This window comes from Mesobacillus maritimus (assembly GCF_044803185.1).
Taxonomy (GTDB): Bacteria; Bacillota; Bacilli; order Bacillales; family Cytobacillaceae; genus Mesobacillus_B; species Mesobacillus_B maritimus_B.
Genome location: NZ_CP085225.1, coordinates 1,651,488 through 1,666,015, shown reverse-complemented (window position 1 = coordinate 1,666,015; position 14,528 = coordinate 1,651,488). Strand labels below are relative to the sequence as shown.

The 14,528-nt window shown below is 38.8% G+C and carries 16 protein-coding genes; 3 read left to right on the top strand and 13 right to left on the bottom strand.

Features of this window, described 5'->3' with window-relative positions; all coding sequences use genetic code 11:
• Positions 1–106: 106 nt before the first annotated feature.
• Positions 107–256, bottom strand: a complete 150-nt coding sequence (locus tag LG336_RS07960; protein ID WP_404332037.1) for a hypothetical protein — start codon at positions 254–256, stop codon at positions 107–109.
• Positions 257–1,080: 824 nt separating this feature from the next.
• Between LG336_RS07960 and LG336_RS07955 the strand changes: the two genes are divergently transcribed.
• From LG336_RS07955 to LG336_RS07945, 3 genes are read left to right on the top strand one after another with little or no spacing between them, the layout of a single operon-like run.
• Entirely contained in the window at positions 1,081–1,824 is a 744-nt protein-coding gene (locus LG336_RS07955) for a metal ABC transporter ATP-binding protein (RefSeq protein WP_404332036.1), read from the top strand.
• Positions 1,824–2,681: a metal ABC transporter permease gene (locus LG336_RS07950; RefSeq protein WP_404332035.1), complete on the top strand. Its 858-nt coding sequence runs from the start codon at positions 1,824–1,826 to the stop codon at positions 2,679–2,681. Before LG336_RS07955 ends, LG336_RS07950 begins: the two co-directional genes overlap by 1 nt.
• Positions 2,682–2,708: 27 nt before the next feature.
• A complete protein-coding gene (locus tag LG336_RS07945; RefSeq protein WP_404332034.1) occupies positions 2,709–3,659 on the top strand; it encodes a metal ABC transporter solute-binding protein, Zn/Mn family in 951 nt (316 codons plus the stop codon).
• A gap of 166 nt (positions 3,660–3,825) precedes the next feature.
• On the opposite strand, the gene LG336_RS07940 is transcribed toward LG336_RS07945, so the two are convergent.
• The 12 genes from LG336_RS07940 to LG336_RS07885 form a co-directional block, all read right to left on the bottom strand.
• On the bottom strand, positions 3,826–4,071 hold the full coding sequence (locus LG336_RS07940; protein ID WP_404332033.1) for a transposase: 246 nt from the start codon (positions 4,069–4,071) through the stop codon (positions 3,826–3,828).
• A gap of 336 nt (positions 4,072–4,407) precedes the next feature.
• Entirely contained in the window at positions 4,408–4,578 is a 171-nt protein-coding gene (locus LG336_RS07935; protein WP_404332032.1) for a XapX domain-containing protein, read from the bottom strand.
• A 29-nt stretch (positions 4,579–4,607) separates the two neighbouring features.
• Positions 4,608–5,684 carry an S-methyl-5-thioribose-1-phosphate isomerase gene (mtnA, locus tag LG336_RS07930; RefSeq protein ID WP_404332031.1) on the bottom strand — a complete coding sequence of 359 codons (1,077 nt, stop codon included), beginning with the start codon at positions 5,682–5,684 and terminating at the stop codon, positions 4,608–4,610.
• A 91-nt stretch (positions 5,685–5,775) separates the two neighbouring features.
• Entirely contained in the window at positions 5,776–6,384 is a 609-nt protein-coding gene (locus tag LG336_RS07925; protein ID WP_404332030.1) for a class II aldolase/adducin family protein, read from the bottom strand.
• Positions 6,385–6,395: 11 nt separating this feature from the next.
• A complete protein-coding gene (locus LG336_RS07920) occupies positions 6,396–7,829 on the bottom strand; it encodes an amidohydrolase family protein (RefSeq protein ID WP_404332029.1) in 1,434 nt (477 codons plus the stop codon).
• Positions 7,830–7,835: 6 nt separating this feature from the next.
• Positions 7,836–8,636 (bottom strand): MTAP family purine nucleoside phosphorylase, encoded by an 801-nt coding sequence (locus LG336_RS07915; RefSeq protein ID WP_404332028.1) that lies wholly within the window; start codon positions 8,634–8,636, stop codon positions 7,836–7,838.
• Between the two features lie 47 nt (positions 8,637–8,683).
• A complete protein-coding gene (locus LG336_RS07910; RefSeq protein WP_404332027.1) occupies positions 8,684–9,535 on the bottom strand; it encodes a nucleoside phosphorylase in 852 nt (283 codons plus the stop codon).
• The gene (locus LG336_RS07905) at positions 9,519–10,361 is read right to left on the bottom strand and encodes an energy-coupling factor ABC transporter ATP-binding protein (protein ID WP_404332026.1); all 843 of its coding nucleotides are present in this window, start codon (positions 10,359–10,361) and stop codon (positions 9,519–9,521) included. Before LG336_RS07905 ends, LG336_RS07910 begins: the two co-directional genes overlap by 17 nt.
• A gap of 28 nt (positions 10,362–10,389) precedes the next feature.
• The gene (locus LG336_RS07900) at positions 10,390–11,244 is read right to left on the bottom strand and encodes an energy-coupling factor ABC transporter ATP-binding protein (RefSeq protein ID WP_404332025.1); all 855 of its coding nucleotides are present in this window, start codon (positions 11,242–11,244) and stop codon (positions 10,390–10,392) included.
• Positions 11,244–12,134: an energy-coupling factor transporter transmembrane component T family protein gene (locus tag LG336_RS07895; protein ID WP_404332024.1), complete on the bottom strand. Its 891-nt coding sequence runs from the start codon at positions 12,132–12,134 to the stop codon at positions 11,244–11,246. The genes LG336_RS07900 and LG336_RS07895 overlap by 1 nt, the downstream gene beginning before the upstream one ends.
• A 55-nt stretch (positions 12,135–12,189) precedes the next feature.
• Positions 12,190–13,212, bottom strand: a complete 1,023-nt coding sequence (locus LG336_RS07890) for a LacI family DNA-binding transcriptional regulator (protein ID WP_404332023.1) — start codon at positions 13,210–13,212, stop codon at positions 12,190–12,192.
• A gap of 417 nt (positions 13,213–13,629) precedes the next feature.
• Positions 13,630–14,241, bottom strand: a complete 612-nt coding sequence (locus tag LG336_RS07885; protein WP_404332022.1) for a hypothetical protein — start codon at positions 14,239–14,241, stop codon at positions 13,630–13,632.
• Between the last annotated feature and the right edge of the window lie 287 nt (positions 14,242–14,528).

Sequence of the window (14,528 nt, the reverse complement as noted above, 5' to 3'; positions counted from 1 at the left end):
CCGCTTATGCTGCTGTCATAGCGGCACCAGATCCTTCTAACACATCCCATTTTCCTTCGAGACCATACTCTGGTAAAACCTTGTTAATGGTTAAATCCATCAGTCCTTATCCTGGGTCAATTCCGACAATCTCGTATTCTACCTGTTCACCTACTGATTCGGGTGTACTACTGGTTTCCGTATTACTACCTCCACATGCAGTTAAGCCGAGTGATAAAACCAATGTTGATGTCAAACCGATCATTTTTTTAATCATGTTGATTCTCCTTAGTCCTATTTTGAATAAGTATCTCTACTATCTTCTACCCAAAAAATAAAAGATTCTACTACAGTAGGTTCAATCAAACGATTTAACATTTGAACACATGTAGACTTTCCACTCCACGATAGACCCATGATTGCGACTAATTTTGGAGCACTTATCAACCATAGCTTGATTTACTCCTACTGTAGAAGAAGTTTCTAATAAAATTTTTCTTGTCTCGTTCTTATGCATGTAGAGAGTTGTTTATTAGATATTCCCCTTATTTTCCGTTTCCTTATAAAAGTAAGAAATGTTCACCTCTTCCGCTGTTTATCAAAAGTCTACTTATCTATCGTATCCATTTAGTTCTCATCCCTCAAATTGAAGAACTATTCATATTCATCTGAAAACTTTGTAAAGAGATTCCTATTTGGGTTTTAATACTTGTATACATAGGATTACTCCCTTTCGCTCTGGATTGCTATCCCTGTATAACCTTTATTTTTCTAATATTGTGTCATTAGTATATTCAAAAATGGGACCAGCTCCACTGAAGTAACGCTTTACTCCAAGGAATCTGACCCCTTTTTTGAATATCTTTCACTGATCATAGACCCGTCCACCTCCGTTTTGATTACCTCAGTTATTTAAAAAATTGCAAGTATTTTAAAATAAACAGTTGACATTGGTTATCATTGACATATAATTTGCATTAAGGCAAAACTCTTTGTTATATCTATGTTTATTGCACACAGTAACATTTATTGGCTACATCCATGTTTTTATTGGAACGAAAAAAGGCGATTGTTTACTTTTAAATGGAAAGGAAAATGTGTATGGTAAGCGCTATTTCGATAAAAGATCTTCATGTTTCCTATTATGGAACGGAAGCAATTAAAGGAGTGAGCCTCGCCGTTGAGCCAGGAAATTTAGTGGGGATTATTGGTCCAAACGGTGCGGGGAAATCGACTATTCTCAAGGCAATGTTGAATTTGATTCCATCGGACAAAGGAGAAGTGAAAGTGTTAGGAAGGAGCATTAAAGAGGCAAGAAAGAAGATTGCTTATGTTCCGCAGCGAAATACGATTGATTGGGATTTCCCAATCACGGTCCTTGATGTCGTGTTAATTGGAACGTATCCGCATTTAAGACTGTTCCGACGACCAAAGAAACAAGAAAAAGCGTGGGCGCTTGAATGTCTCGGGCGAGTTGGAATGCAAGATTACATGAAAAGGCAAATTGGTGAGCTTTCTGGCGGACAGCAGCAACGCGTCTTTCTTGCAAGAGCACTCGCCCAAAATGCAGATATATTTTTCCTCGATGAGCCCTTTGTTGGTGTTGATGTAACAAGTGAAGAAACCATTGTCCAAATCTTAAAAGAGCTTTGCCGACAGGGGAAAACAGTCATCGTTGTGCACCATGACTTAAGCAAAGCAAATGATTATTTCGATCAGCTTATTTTGCTCAATAAAGAGTTAATTGGGTTTGGAAGTGTTAGCCAGGTATTTAAGCCTGAGATCATTGAAAAAGCCTATAAGGGACAATTAGCAGTTCTGAATGAGACGGGAGTGTCGACGTAATGGCTTTTATCGAAGCGGTTATGCAGTATGGTTTTTTACAAAAAGCGTTATTGACATCGGTTATGGTCGGAATTATTTGTGGGGTCATCGGCTGTTTCATCATTCTTCGTGGAATGGCTTTAATGGGCGACGCGATTTCACATGCGGTCCTTCCTGGGGTTGCCATCTCCTATATGCTGGGGATCAATTTCTTTTTCGGTGCCATTATAAGTGGAGTGATTACGGCTATTGCGATTGGCTTTGTTAGCCAAAACAGTCGAATTAAACACGATACGTCGATTGGTATTATGTTCACAGCCGCATTTGCTTCAGGAATTCTTATTATCACGATGCTAAAAAGTAGTACCGATTTATACCATATTTTATTTGGGAACGTGCTAGCAGTAAGGTTGTCCGATATGTGGATTACTCTAGGAATCGGCTTGTTTGTAATTGGGGCCGTCTATCTCTTTTACAAAGAATTATTGGTTACCTCTTTTGATGAAACAATGGCTGCGGCCTACGGGTTACCAGTACGCCTGATTCACTATTTTCTCATGACCTTATTGACGATGGTCACCGTTGCCTCCTTGCAGACGGTTGGCATTGTATTGGTTGTCGCGATGTTAATTACTCCCGCTGCCGCCGCTTATTTATTAACGGATCGATTATCAGTGATGATTTTTCTAGCCGCAGGAATCGGCGTCATCTCATCCATTGTCGGACTTTACTTTAGTTTCACCTTTAACTTAGCTTCAGGGGCAACCATTGTTCTGGCAGCAACAGCAATTTTTATTCTCGTTTTCTTCCTATCTCCTAAACATGGTTTAGTGTGGAAAACGTTAAAAATAAAGAGAAAAAGAGCTTCGTTAACTTAATAATTTTTCGATTGGGAGGAAAGAAGAATGATTAAGAGAAAATTAGTTTTGTTGTGTTCAACCCTTTTGATATTTTTCATGATGGCGGCATGCACCAACCAAGAAGAAACGAGTACATCCCCTACAGATGGAGGCGAAGAAAAAGTTCAAGTCGTTACGACCTACTCAATCGTGTATGACATCGTGAAAAATGTTGGTGGTGACTTAGTTGACATTCATAGTCTAGCACCCATTGGTTCAAATCCGCATGAATATGATCCGCTGCCAAAGGATGTCCAAAAGACAACAGATGCAGACGCTGTTTTTTACAATGGGTTAAATTTGGAGGCAGGAAATTCATGGTTTGACCGGCTGATGGAAACGGCAGGAAAAGACGGTCAAGATGCGCCTGTGTTCCTTATGAGTAATGGAGTTGAACCGATGTATTTAACAACCGAAGGAAATGAGGGGGAAGAAGATCCTCATGCATGGTTAGATATACAGAACGGTATTAAATATGCCGAAAATGCTCGTGATGGACTCATTAAAGTCGATCCAGACAATGAAGATGTTTACAGAAAAAATACTGACGAATATATCGCGAAATTAAAAGAACTTCATCAAAATGCCATCGAGCAATTTAATGAAATCGCTGAGGAAGAACGTGTGCTTGTAACAAGTGAAGGTGCCTTTAAATACTTTAGTTCTGCCTATGGTTTTCAAGCTGAATATATCTGGGAAATCAACCAAGAAAATCAAGGAACGCCCGATCAAATTACAAGAATTGTAGATATCATTAACGTAAAAGAAATTAAAGGCTTATTTTTAGAAACAAGCATCGACCCACGAAGTATGGAAACAGTATCAGCAGAAACAGATGTTCCGATTATGGGCAAAGTATTTACAGACTCCTTAGGAGCACCTCGTGAAGATGGCGATACGTATATCAAAATGATGGAATGGAACATTGCTCAAATCAAAGCAGGTTTGTCACAGTAAGAAGGCTAGAAAATGGGTTTAGTAAGCATCCCCCTTGCAAGTAGACACTTTAGAATTGGGGTCAGGCACTATACCGATAGGCAAAACCGATTCCTTCCATCATTCAGCTTACCTTAGCAGCTTTTCTTGCACGCGAGCAGTGCCAGGCACTGTTCGCAAAATCTCTTTAAGTTCGGAAATCTTTTAAGCATGATAGCTGAAATGCTTTTATGAGTACGAGCAACATCTCTAGGGAAACTGCTGGTTTTGTAGATTTAAACAAGTGAATGCGGTCTGGCATAATTTCCATTTCTTTTATTTCATATTCATATCTGGTCGCAGTAGAATACAATATATCCTTTAGTTCACAATCTATATCGTTTTTTAATACGTCATATCTGAACTTGACACCAAATGATTTGGGATTGGACAAGAAACTTACAATAATTTAAGTATATTCTTTTTTCGGCTACAACTGAACGTCATATGTGAACATAAGCTAGAATGCTGGTTTTCCCCTTGGCTACAGGTACTGGATATCAGACGTAGAAAAAGTTTTTGAGCGGCAATCGAGCAGAACACAAATACACCATACAAAAGTTGAAAAAGGCATTTAATATCTCAATGCGATATCAAATGCCTTTTTAAGATTGATTATGATTTCCGTGTACGTAAAGTTTGTTTTTGATTATTCAAGACTAGGGAAACAGGCTTACCAATAAACGCACCTACCAAGTAACCCTTGATAACTTGATATAGAAGCTCTCCTTTATGAAAATTTTAAAAGGACTAATTCGATGAACTTCCCACCAAGATAAACTCCTGCAACACCAAGTACACCAGCAAGAACAGGCGGGGCGGGTAAAGGAAGTTTGATTAATTTAAAGACAATTCCGATTACCATTCCTGCAATTAATGCAAGGATAGCCTCTCTTACCATTTGGAATGCCTCCTTACTTATTTTTAAAATTAATTGGAAAGGACGCTTATGTTCTCTACTACTTTTTTCAAATTCGTTTCATAAGGGGCTGAAATCACTCCCTTTTCCGTGATGATCCCAGTGATTAATCGATTGGGCGTAATATCAAAGGATGGATAGAGAGCATGTGTCCCTTCCGGAGCAATTTGGACTCCTTTTATTTGGGTCACTTCGCTTGAATCACGCATTTCCACTTCGATTAAGTCCCCACTTTTAGTGTTAAAATCAATCGTATGACTTGAAGTCGCTGTATAAAAAGGAATATTGTGTTCTTTTGCCGCTAAAGCATGCATGTAGGTTCCAACCTTGTTTGCCAAATCTCCGTTCGCAGATACACGGTCAGATCCAACGACAATTTTTTGGATTCGACCAGTGCTCATACAAAAGCCGGACATATTATCCGTAATCAATGTATGGGGAATGCCGAATTTTTTTAACTCATACGCTGTAATTCTAGCTCCCTGTAAATAAGGACGTGTTTCACACGTATAAACATGAATGTTTTTCCCTTGTTCATGAGCTCTCCTTATTACAGATAAAGCCCTGCCACCATAGCCTGATCCGCCTAACGCACCAGAATGACAATGGGTCATAATCGTTTCTCCATCTTCGATTAACGCGGCACCGTATTCACCTAATTGATATTCAAACTCTAATTGTCGCTTAAGAATTTCCACGGCTTTTGTTTCGATCTTTTCAATAAGCTCCTCACCAGAACCTTCTATTGCTGACAGCATTTCATCCACGGTTTTCATTAGATTAACTGCTGTTGGACGTGTACTTTTTAATAAGGCTCCCGCTTCTTTAATGGCGTCTACATTTCCCTTCGAATTTAACGCTGCTAAGAAGACCCCATATGCCCCACAAATACCGATTGCCCCTGAACCACGGATCATCATGGAGCGAATCATTTCACCTAATTGTTCGACATCGGACACCGTATAAACTTCTTCACTAAATGGAAGTTTCAATTGGTCCAATACTTTCAGAGAAGCATTCTCGTACCAAATTGGTAATGCTAGATTCTTTTCTTTAAAACTTTGAACTACCTCTTCCATCAATCTCATAAAATCACTCCCTGTTTCAGAATCATTTTGATGAAGCCTTCCAAAATGGAAGGCTTTTGCTTACTTTTTTCATCAACGAATCAGTAGAATATTAATTAGTGACAGGGATGTTCAAGTTAGCTTGAAGCTGTGAAACAATAAATGCTTGTTTCGCTGTCGCTTCTGCCAGGTCAACGACATTATAGGCCGCTTCTAAAGTTGCTCCAACAGCACAAACGCCATGATCTTTCATTAAAGCGATTTTGATATCGGGATACTTTTCGAATACTTCGGTTACATACTGTGCTAATTCCTTTGAACCGGAAGGAGCGACATCCGCCACTGGAACATGACCTAATAGTTTTCTAGCAGTAACGGTTGGGAGTGGAAGTTCCATTCCTAAACAAGCATATCCGATTGCATAATTTGGGTGGCAGTGAACGATTGCATTCACATCGGGGCGAACTTTAAAGACGCCTAAATGAAAACCAATTTCTTTTGATGGTTTTCCCTGTCCTTCAATCACTTCCCCATCCATGTTTACAATTAGTGCATCTTCGCGACTAACTTCTCCAAGGCTTACTCCGCTTTGCTTAATCAATACATGATCTGTACCTGGAATTCGAACGCTGATATTTCCACCAGTCGCCTGTGTATATCCTTTTTGGTAAACTTTATGGGAAACGTATTGTAATTCCTTTTTTAATAGATCAATTGACATTTTTCTGCCTCCTATTTATAGAAATCGTGGTAAAACTTCTCGAAATACGGTTTAAGCTCTTCGGCAAATTCCAACGCATCAGAAGTATTTTCCATCACCTGTTTCATACGCTGTTGAACTCGTGCAATAACGCTATGTTCATCAAAACTAAGAATCTTCCCTTTTCGGAACACCCAGTTACCTTTGATCATAACTGAGTCAATTGATTGACCATTTTCATGGAAAACAAGCTGGGAAATCGCGTCATTTGTTGCTGCCCAGGTGGATGTATTCTTATTAAGAAAAACAAGGTCAGCATCATAGCCTACTTCAATCTTGCCACGTTTATTGGAATACTCCATTATTTTTGCTCCTGTGACGGTAGCGCTTTTAAAAATTAATTCATCAGTAATCCACTCCGTATAGTCGGGATTACTCATACGCTGCATCATCGACGCCAGACGCATCGTTTCAAACTGATTATGAGATGTTCCACAATTAGAAGAATCTGTCCCAAGCCCAACAGGCATATGATTCTTTACATAAGTGGAAACTGGCGCTCTCCCACTGCCAAGTATAAAATTACTAGCAGGGTTATGGACAAAGGCAACGTTTCTTTCCTTCAAAAACTCAATTTCTCGATCATCCAACCAAACCGCATGGGCAACAGATAGTTTGTCGTTTAAAAGCCCAACTTCTTCTATTAGACCGATGATTCCATTTTCAAAGGTTTTCCTTCCGATTACTTCCTGGATTTTCGTTTCGAGAAGATGCGTATGAACTTTAAGATCATATTGATCACTTAAATCTTTACATAAGCCCAGCATTTCCCTGCTACAACGCTGTGGAGCATTCGGGCCAAGGATAATGTGTATTCTCCCATCTTTCCCATGCCATCTCAGAATGATTTCTTCATATAAATCTCTCATCTTCACTACTGAAATGGGTGCCTTTGCTTCAAGCTTTTTGATTAAAAAATCAGGCAAGGATACACCTAGAAACTGATGATCAGGTACATCATGCATCATCGGTCCAAAAGATACATGCATTCCCGATTCATCATAAGCTTTTAAGGCCGCCTCTATTCTAGGCAAATGTGGAAAATGATCGATACATCCTGTAACCCCACTTCGAATCATTTCGGCCGCACCCAATAATACCGAAAGATAAATATCTTCATCCGTTAAGGAGTGACCGTAAGCAACTGTGTATAAGGACCAAATTTCAAGGGGGTACTCATTTTCCGTCCCTTTTAGGAGGTTCGAATAGGAATGATAATGTGCATTAGTCATTCCTGGAATCACCAATTGCGATTGTGCATCAATCACTTCATCTGAGTGAAAACTTGGCTCTTCATTCTGAATGATTTTTGCTATTTTGCCATTTTCAATGAAAATGCTTCCCTTCACCGTTCCAAACTCAGGTGACATCGTCATGATTTCAGCATTTTTAATGAGAGTTGACATCGCTTATTAAGCTTTTGCTGCGGCCATTTTTTCTAGCTTTTCTTTTCGTGCCGCGAGTGCTCTTTCATATGCTTCATGAGCAATCGACGGCTTTTCATCAGAAACAAGTTCAATCGTTTTTAAGAACAAGTCTCTAATCTTTTGATGATTATCTTTTACAACGTTTTTATGTGTGTCTAAATCTGGTGGAACATCTGTTGTTCCCGCAGCTAGGTCCGTTGAGATTGTGACAACTGCATAGGCAAGCCCTTGCTCTCTTGCTAGAATGGCTTCTGTCGCATTCGTCATCCCAACAACATCCATTCCCCATTGCTTATATACATTAATTTCTAAAGACGTTTCATAACGTGGACCATCGACACATATATAGTTCGCTTTTGGTGTAATCTCTAAACCTAGTTCTTTTGCCGCATCTAGAAAGCTTTGATTTAAATCTGGACAATAGGGTTGAGTGATTTCAACAGAGTATTGGCCGTATGTTTTGATACGAGTGGTTGTGACATCCATGAACTGATCCAATAACGCAAGCGCTCCCACTGGAATATCTGGATTTAGTGACCCCACCGCACACATGGCAATCACATGATTAATTCCTAGCTTCTTAAGGGCTTTCATATTTGCGCGATAATTAATTTCATGAGCAAGGCTATCATGATTCCTCCCATGTCTTGGAAGAAAATAGATTTCCTTCCCAGCATGTTTACCTTCAAATACAACCGCATCACCATATTCCGTTGACACCGTGATTTCTTTCATGCCTTCAACTAAATCGTAAAAACCAGTTCCACCAACAATCCCTATTTTCATTAACATTTCCTCCTCGGTTTTATATCCTCTTTGAATGTATTAATAGACTATGAGTTTAGTAGTCCAGGGTAAAAATAAGGCTTCCCAGACTGCTTCTTTAATTCGTCCCAGCGATGTAAGATTTTCGTTGCTTCAGTTGCCACCTCAATCGATTGTTCAACCCCTCGACCTTTATAAGCAAATTGATCTTTTACACGATTCGCTACAGCCGTAAAGATTGCACCCGCACGTAAATCAAACAAACTACTTAATGTAAAAACGGTTGCTGCTTCCATTTCGAAATTCATGACTCCTGCCTTTTGCATGTCACTCATAATCGTTTCCATAAAGCTTTGCTTATAGTTATTGAATCCAGGTCTTCCTTGACCACAGAAGAAGGATGCAGCCGTATAACCGATGCCCACATGATACTTCACGCCCAGATTTTCTGCTGCTTCAATCAACGCCATGACCACTTCTTGATTGGCAACCGCCGGATATTTTGCATCTACATACTGGTCACTTGTGCCATCATAACGAACAGCTCCGGTACAGATAATCAAATCTCCAGGCTCAATATGTTCTTGCATGGCCCCACATGTGCCAACCCGGATAAATGTTTCTGCACCAATTTCCGCTAATTCTTCAAGTGCACTTGCAGTAGAGGGACCACCCGCACCTGTGGAGCAAGCGGAGATCTCGACACCGCCTACTTTCCCTGTATAGGTCACATGCTCACGATAGGTGGCAATATGTCTTTGTTCATCCCATAAGTTTGCCATTTGTCCTACTCGTTCTGGGTCTCCTGGTAGCAACACATATTTTGCGACATCCCCAGGACGACAACGAATATGATATTGGGATTGATCCCCTGATTCCGGTCTACTTGCTTTTGCTTCCCACTTAAGATCCTGTGCCAATTTTAATATCCTCCTTTGTTTGGATCCAATCGATAATTTGATCCACTGTTAAATAGGTTCTATCATGAGCTAAACTAGAAATCTCATTTGCAAAACTAGTGATCTGAGGTGGTTGAAGCCCCGCTTCATCCATTATGCCTTTATTTGCAAATACTCGATCTGCTCGATCATCGGCAATTTTTTGGCTTTGGTTCATTACGACCGTGCGGCAATTTAATTCACCGATTAAATTCATATCATGTGTAATAAGCACTACAATACGCCCTTGTTCTTTGAACATTCTGACTAGATCGAGTATACGTTTACATCCTTGGTGATCTTGCCCAGTAGTAGGCTCGTCAAGAACAATTACTTTCGGTGATATCGCCATAATCGAGGCCATTGCCACTTCTTTTCGTTGGCTAGAATTTAAATCAAATGGATTCTCATCTAAAATATCTTGAAACTCAAACAATTCTACTGCCTTTGCTACACGCTCCTCTATTTCCTCTTCCGCCATCTTTAAGTTTTTACACCCATAAGCGAGCTCCTGGCTAACGGTTGGTAAGAATGTTTGATGGTTAGGATTTTGGAAAACATACCCTACTAGACTGGATAATTTCGCGATTCGTTCTTTTTTTGTTTTAAGTCCGCCAACGATGATTTCCCCTTTTGTCGGCTTTAATAATCCGTTAAAGTGTTTTACTAGTGTTGTTTTTCCTGAACCATTACTACCTAATATCGCTACGACTTCCCCCTCATAAATATCCAGATTTATCTCTTTAATGGCCGTCACCCCATTTGGATAGACATGTGATACATTTTTCACTGAGATATATGGCTCCATTCGTTTCACCTCCCTCATTAGATAAAAATTAAATACTTTCTTTTTCGAAAACAGTTACCGCTTCCTCTAAAGAGGTTGGTAGTTTGAGTTGTCGATCGAATAACTGATTATATTTGTAAATAAATTCTGTTACCTGTGGACCATTTAGCTTCAATCGATGAAGAAATTCAATGTTCGTAAATACTTCCTCTGGGGTACCAAATAATTGGATTTCTCCTTCATTTAAAACGAGGATTTTATCACAATAAGTGGCAATTCGCTCCACCTCATGGTCAATAATGATTCCTGTCATGCCGTATTCCTTCAAGTTTCTTAAAACTCCATACACTTCATTTTTTCCTTTAGGATCCAGCATGGAGGTCGGTTCATCCATTATCATAATCGTTGGTCTCATCGCCATCACCGCTGCTATCGCTAAACGCTGTTGCTGACCGCCTGATAATGCGAGTGGGCTTCGTTTTTCAAATCCAGATAGTCCTACTTGTCGAAGTGCATCAATAATTCTGTCTTCCATTTCCTCTCTTGGGACACCTAAATTTCCCATTCCAAATGCAATCTCTTCTTCAATCGTCATTTGACTTAATTGGTTTTCAGGTTCCTGGAACACAAATCCTACGTGCTCTGACATATCAGATACGGTACTTTGCGAGACATCTATTCCTTTTACAATTATTTCTCCTTCTATTTCCCCAGGTATGATTTGAGGAATTAGCCCATTCAGGCACATAGCAAGTGTTGACTTTCCGGCTCCAGTTGGTCCAATAATCCCCAAAATTTCACCATTGTTTAAAGTAAAGTTGATGTTTTTCAATACCTTTTCTTCCGTATCGGGATATTGAAATGCTAACCCCTTGACTGCGATGGCTGGTTTCTCTACTGACATTAATTGACCCCTCCTAGAGCAGTTTGGACTTTCTTAAGAAGAAATTTCACTAATAGAAGGCCACATATTGCCCAAGTAGCCACAAGAGAGATGATAAGGAATGAATCCGTTGTTAATTGAATCGATCCCATCATATACAGTTTGAGATACACTTCAAACAGGAGAACCACTACCATTCCTAGTAAAAACGCGTAATCTACGGATGTAATTTTTGTTTCGTGCAAACTTGTTTTATTTCCCTTTCTACTAAAGGCACGACATTCCAGAACATACGATAATTGATGAACTTTCATAAATGTAATGATAAAAAGTGGTGCAAACATCGGAACGAGGTTTTTCACCCTTTGTAGCAGATTCCCCTTTACATCCAAACATCTCGCTTGCTGTGCTTCCATTACAATCTTTGCTTCGCGGGCAATAATTGGAATGATTTGAAATGTTGATAATAAAATAAATGCAATGGCATGTGGAACCTTCCATTTTACTAGTGCAGATGCCATATCTGATGGGTGAGTTGTCATGACAAATAGCACAGCTCCGGTTCCAATCACTAGAATTCTAAAAGACATAACCGATGCGTAAACCATTGATTCATATTTAAAGGTAAGTCCGAATAGCTCGAAAACGGGAGTAACACCAATTGGATTATAAATACCATGGACAGTCATAATAAGAACCGCAAACAGTAATAGAAACTGAATGGAAATGAGATAAGGCTTTACTAGCTTAGCAATGACTACTAACGGAAACATGGCTACTAACAAAACAAATTGCAACGCTGGATCATTTAGGACGAATGAACTGATCACAACAAATATGACAAAGAGCATTTTTGTTCTTGGGTCTAAACTATGAATCAAGCTATCCTTTTGCATATACAGACTGTTCACACTGTTATCCTCCTCTGCCTTTCGTATAATCTACTAGATCTAGTAATGGCTATGACTAATCTTTTTTCGTCACTTTAAGTTCACTGGTTGATGATCGGACAATTAATTCAGGCTGGAAAGTAATTGTTTCTTTAAATTTCTTATTCTTTTTCGAAAGTAGAATTCCCATCTCAATTGCTTTTTCTCCCATCTCTAAAACAGGAGTTCTTACCGTGGTCAGAGATGGATAAACAATTTCAGCATACTGAGAATCATCAAAACCAACAATCGATAATTCTTCTGGAATCTGTATATCCAGTTCTCTAGCTGCTTTATATACCCCGACAGCAATTGCATCGTTTCCAGCAAAGATAGCCGTTGGGCGGTTCTTCCTTAACAACATTTCTTTCCCTTTGTTGTAACCACTACCAACTTTAAATTCATCTAACATGATATTTTCTAAATCTAAAGATAGCTGATATTCTTCCAATGCGGCCTCATATCCCTTTTGACGCTCGATTGTTGCATAGGAATCAGGCTGACCAGCAATAAAACCAATCTTCTTATGTCCTAGTTCCAATAGATGAATCGTAGCGTTATACGCTCCTTCAAAGTTATCCACTAATACTTCATCCACCTGAACGCCAACAACTTTACTTCCGAGAATAACGATCGGAAGGTCTGGCCTAGATTTAATGACTTCCTTGATATTCCTATTCTTAATTTCTGGAGTAGAAAAAATAATGCCATCAATTCCCTTTTGAAGTAAAAAAGAAATATACTCCGCTTCCTTTTTTAAATCATTATCTGTGTTACAAAGAATGACATTAAATCCATGTTGATTGGCTGCATCTTCAACAGCACGAGTCAAGTCAGCATAAAAAACGTTTTTAATATCTGGAATAATCAATCCAAAAGTAGAAGTTTGTTTGTTGATCATTGCTGCTGCAACTATGTTTTTTCTGAAGTTCAAATTTTCTACTGCCTCAAATACTTTTTTCTTCGTTTCCTCGCTTGTATATCCACTATTGTTTAGTACTCTTGAGACGGTTGAAATGGAAACACTCGCCAATTTCGCTACATCTTTAATCGTTGTCACTTTCCCCACTCCTATTTAACATGGAAACGTTTCCCTAGTTTTTTAAAAAAATTAATTTCCATTATTATTAATAAAATTTGTAATTGGTTTCTTTACAACTATTATTATATCTTACTAATATTAGTAGAGGCAATAAATTTCTGAAAATTACAACAGTGAGCCCCTAAGAACAGAAATCATTCTATGGAAATATCGTGGAAACGTTTCCCTGAATATCAAAATAAAATGGAGAAAGCTGTTATTAACTGTTTTCCTATACCTATACCAATAATCAAGACTGAAGTATTATTTCTCTTCCCCCACCTTTACAATATAAATCTTTAGAAAGGAGGCTAGAGCTTAGTTTACTCCAGCCACTCAAGCTTATAGTGTTAGTTTTTTAATGAACAACATCACTTTACTAGACTAAATGATTCCTTACGCTGAAATATTCTTGCTTGCCTTTTTACTAACGCCAATTTTTTCTCTTATATCTTTAGCATTTGGCAGGAAGCGAACTGGGAAGATCTTCAATATCATCCAAACAATATAGAAGGTTAATACTTTATCAGCCACTGTTCCAGGGATATTCGCGATAAATGTAGCATTAAAAATTTGTTGGCCAGAAGCAATTAATCCGGCAGTCAATACATCGACGGTATGACCTGAAAAACCCCCAAAAACATATACCGAAATGACCGTTGCTAAAACTGAAGAAACTAACCCTGTAATTGCCCCTGCTACAACAACCATCCAAATCTTCTTGAACCATCCCTTCTTAAAGAAGAAATAAGCCAAAGAGGCGACAAGGATTCCAACTAAAGCAAATGGTAGGTAAGTCCAACGAACAATCAGCGCTAAGATTACATTCGTCATTAATGCTGTGATTCCACCCCAAATTGGACCAAGTACAATGGAGTTCAATACTGTTCCGATGTTGTTTAAAAACAATGGCAGTTTCAACATCTCAACAATAGAGTTCGCGACCCAGTTTAAGGCAATTCCAGCTGGAATCATTGCAACTACAAAACTCGAAGCCTTTCTCATCATAACTTCTTTTCCCCTCCCTAATTGAACAAAATTTTTCAATCTCAGAATGATTTATATGTGGCTCTTAATTCTCCAATCGGAGAATGGTGTAACGAAATTCACTTTTAATATTATTAAAAACAATAATGATTACCTTCCCGATACCCAGTAAAGTCTATGTGCTTCACCCAGAGGATGTTCATATATTGTTTTATCTTATCTGTTCAGGAAACGTTTCCACATATACTTAAAAAAATATGGTTGTTTTCAAGATATTCAAATTGATTCACATTAGAACTTATTCATTT

Coding starts and splice junctions, on each gene's coding strand:
- mtnA (WP_404332031.1), bottom strand. CDS start 5,684: ATGAGATTGATGGAAGAGGTAGTTCAAAGTTTTAAAGAAAAGAATCTA.
- LG336_RS07900 (WP_404332025.1), bottom strand. CDS start 11,244: ATGTCAGTAGAGAAACCAGCCATCGCAGTCAAGGGGTTAGCATTTCAA.
- LG336_RS07955 (WP_404332036.1), top strand. CDS start 1,081: ATGGTAAGCGCTATTTCGATAAAAGATCTTCATGTTTCCTATTATGGA.
- LG336_RS07920 (WP_404332029.1), bottom strand. CDS start 7,829: ATGTCAACTCTCATTAAAAATGCTGAAATCATGACGATGTCACCTGAG.
- LG336_RS07915 (WP_404332028.1), bottom strand. CDS start 8,636: ATGAAAATAGGGATTGTTGGTGGAACTGGTTTTTACGATTTAGTTGAA.
- LG336_RS07885 (WP_404332022.1), bottom strand. CDS start 14,241: ATGATGAGAAAGGCTTCGAGTTTTGTAGTTGCAATGATTCCAGCTGGA.
- LG336_RS07905 (WP_404332026.1), bottom strand. CDS start 10,361: ATGGAGCCATATATCTCAGTGAAAAATGTATCACATGTCTATCCAAAT.
- LG336_RS07950 (WP_404332035.1), top strand. CDS start 1,824: ATGGCTTTTATCGAAGCGGTTATGCAGTATGGTTTTTTACAAAAAGCG.
- LG336_RS07945 (WP_404332034.1), top strand. CDS start 2,709: ATGATTAAGAGAAAATTAGTTTTGTTGTGTTCAACCCTTTTGATATTT.
- LG336_RS07960 (WP_404332037.1), bottom strand. CDS start 256: ATGATTAAAAAAATGATCGGTTTGACATCAACATTGGTTTTATCACTC.
- LG336_RS07925 (WP_404332030.1), bottom strand. CDS start 6,384: ATGTCAATTGATCTATTAAAAAAGGAATTACAATACGTTTCCCATAAA.
- LG336_RS07935 (WP_404332032.1), bottom strand. CDS start 4,578: ATGGTAAGAGAGGCTATCCTTGCATTAATTGCAGGAATGGTAATCGGA.